The 2,647-nt window shown below is 72.2% G+C and carries 3 protein-coding genes; 2 read left to right on the forward strand and 1 reads right to left on the reverse strand.

The window, feature by feature from the left end; translation table 11 throughout:
- On the forward strand, positions 1–1,326 hold a 1,326-nt coding region (locus ACWELQ_RS43255), incomplete at its 5' end, for a helix-turn-helix transcriptional regulator (protein ID WP_452402775.1).
- 14 nt (positions 1,327–1,340) lie between these two features.
- Here ACWELQ_RS43255 and ACWELQ_RS43260 read toward each other — a convergent pair.
- A complete protein-coding gene (locus tag ACWELQ_RS43260; RefSeq protein ID WP_452402776.1) occupies positions 1,341–1,658 on the reverse strand; it encodes a hypothetical protein in 318 nt (105 codons plus the stop codon).
- 313 nt (positions 1,659–1,971) lie between these two features.
- Between ACWELQ_RS43260 and ACWELQ_RS43265 the strand changes: the two genes are divergently transcribed.
- Positions 1,972–2,647 (forward strand): AAA family ATPase (locus ACWELQ_RS43265; protein ID WP_452402777.1); only part of this gene is annotated, 676 nt, incomplete at its 3' end.

The raw sequence follows: 2,647 nt of genomic DNA on the forward strand, positions 1-2,647 counted from the left end.
CGGGCGGCGAGCGCCAGCCGCGGCCTGGCCGGGCTGCTGGAATTCGTCGCCGGCGAACCGGAGCGGGCGAGCCGGCTGCTGCTGCGTGACGCCGAGCTGGTGGACCCGCGCACCGCGGCGTTGCTGCGTCTGGACGCCGAGCGGGCGCGTTGGGTGGCCGGGCACGGCGTGCTGGAGCTGGACATCGCGGAAATCACCGGGCCGGACGGTGATTCGCGACTGCACTCGATGATCCGGCCGCTGCCGCCCGCGCCGCTGGTGCTGTTGTGGGGGCTGGCGGGCGTGGCGTTGGAGCCCTACTCGCAGGCCGTGGCGTCCTTGCGCGGCAGTGCGGCCCCGGCGGCGGTGTCGCTGCTGCCGCAGCTGGCGATCGTGCAGTTCGCCAACGGCCGCTTCGCCGAGGCCGAGCGGACCCTGGCCGAGGCGTTCGAGCTGGCCGAGGCGGGCGGCGTGGAGAACGTGCTCGCCCAGTGCTGGGCGCTGCGCACGAAGATCGCGGCGCTGCACGGTGATTCGGAGGTGGTGCGGGAGGGTGCGGAGCAGGTGCTGGCCTTGGCGCGGCCGCGCCGGGCACAGTCGCTGATCGCGTCGGCGCACTGGCATCTGGGTTTCCACGCGCTGAGCCTCGGTGATCCGGAGACGGCCTATCTGCGCCTGCGCACGCTCGCGCAGCCCGGGCACGACGCCCGGCATCCCACCTACGCCCGTTTGGCCGCACTGGATCTGGTGGAGGCCGCCACCCGGGTGGGCCGGCACGCCGAGGCGCTGACCTACTACGCGGACATCCGGGACTGGGCGATCCGCTCCCGCGCCGACTGGGCGGTCTCCGCCGCCTACGCCTGCCGCGCGCTGCTGTGCGCCGACGAGCGGGCCGACCGGTACTTCCGGCGGGCGCTGGCGGTGCGGCGCACCCGCCACGACCTGAATCAGGTACGCACCCAACTGCTGTACGGCAAATGGCTGCGCCGGGCCCGCCGCCGCGCGGACGCCGCCGAGCAGTTGCGCGCGGCCGCGGAGGCGTTCGAGCGGATGGGCGCGCAGCAGTGGATGCTGCGCGCTCAGCAGGAGTTGGAGCTCACCGGGCGCCGCGCCGCGCCGGTCACCGCGCACGGCGAGATCTCGGTGCTGACCGCGCAGGAGCAGCGGGTCGCGCGGCTGGCCGCCCAGGGGCTGACGAATCGCGAGATCGGCACCGAGCTGTTCCTGAGCCCGCGGACGGTGGGACACCATCTGTCGCGGGTCTTCGGCAAGCTGGGACTCAGCGGCCGGGCCGATCTGGGCGACGTCGATTTCGACAACGGCATGCGAATCGTGCGCCCGCGCTGAGGTTTCCGGGGCTGTCAGTCCAGGTGGACCGACTCGCCCCAGTAGCGCGGGTCCCAGTTGATGAGGATCATCCCGGCCACGCTGCCCGCGCATCCGCCGCACGCGTCGACCCGGATCAGCTTGTCCACGTCGGTGTCCCCGGCGAGCACGGCCCGGGTGGACAGCCAGACCGCCCGCAGTGCGAGCGCGGCGGGCCGGCCGCAGCGCACGCATTCCGGCAGGGCGCCCTCCGGGTCGTTGCGCCCGATCCGGACTTCCGGCGTGACGGGCGCGCCCGGGCCCAGGGCCTCATCTAGGAGCGGCGAAAATTCTTTGCGCTCACGGTCATCCACCTCGGCAGGCTAACTATTTCCGGCCGCGCCCGCATCCCATGCGGGCGGGCGGGGGACCGCGGGCTGCCCGATGTTTGACGGACAGACGGATGGGAATGCAATGCGGGAGGATATCGTCCGGCCCGGGAATTGGTTCGTCGAATTGCGGTCCGCATTATAAGGGGCAGTCCGGGTTTCGTAATCGGTCTATGTATCGGTCATCGAATCGGTCGGTAATGCGAGACTCGGAATGCCCTATCTCACAATCGGTCTCGGCTGTCCGAACCGACCTGTCGAATTTGTCCGGTTCTTGCGTTGCGAGGTAAGTTGCGATGTGCGCGAGATCCGGGTTCTCCAGGGGAGGGAACGAGAACAGGCCGAACTGGCTCGGGTTTTGAGCCGGGCGCAAGCGGGTCACGGCGGGGGACTATTGCTGTGGGGTGATCCGGGTATCGGGAAATCCGCGCTGTTGCACGCGGCGGAGTTGTCCGCCACCGATTTCCGGGTGCTCGCCTGCAGTGGATTTCCGGCCGAATCCCGGCTCGAATTCGCGGCCCTGCACGAACTGCTCAACCCGCTGGCCGATCGGCTGCCGTCGCTGCCCGAGCCGCAGGCGGGCGCCCTGGCCCGCGCCCTGGGGCGCGATGCCGGTCCGGCCGACCAGTTCCTGGTGGGCGCGGCGGTGGTCACGCTGCTGGCCGCGCTCGCCGCACGGCAGCCGGTGCTGCTGATCGTGGACGACGCCCAGTGGGTGGACCCCGCGACCGCGCATGCCCTCACCTTCGCGCTGCGCCGCCTGTCCGGCAGCCGGGTGGCGCTGCTGACGGCGGTGCGGGACTGCCCGGCCACCTCGGTATGGCAGGCGCTGCCGGTGCTGCCCCTCGCCCCGCTGCCCGACGACCCCGCGCGCGGCCTGCTGGCCGGGCGGACCAAGGTGCTCGGCGCACCCCGGGCCGCGCGCATCCTGCGCTTCGCCGCCGGAAATCCGCTGGCCCTGCTGGAAGCGCCGC

It is taken from the genome of Nocardia sp. NPDC004722, from assembly GCF_053601505.1.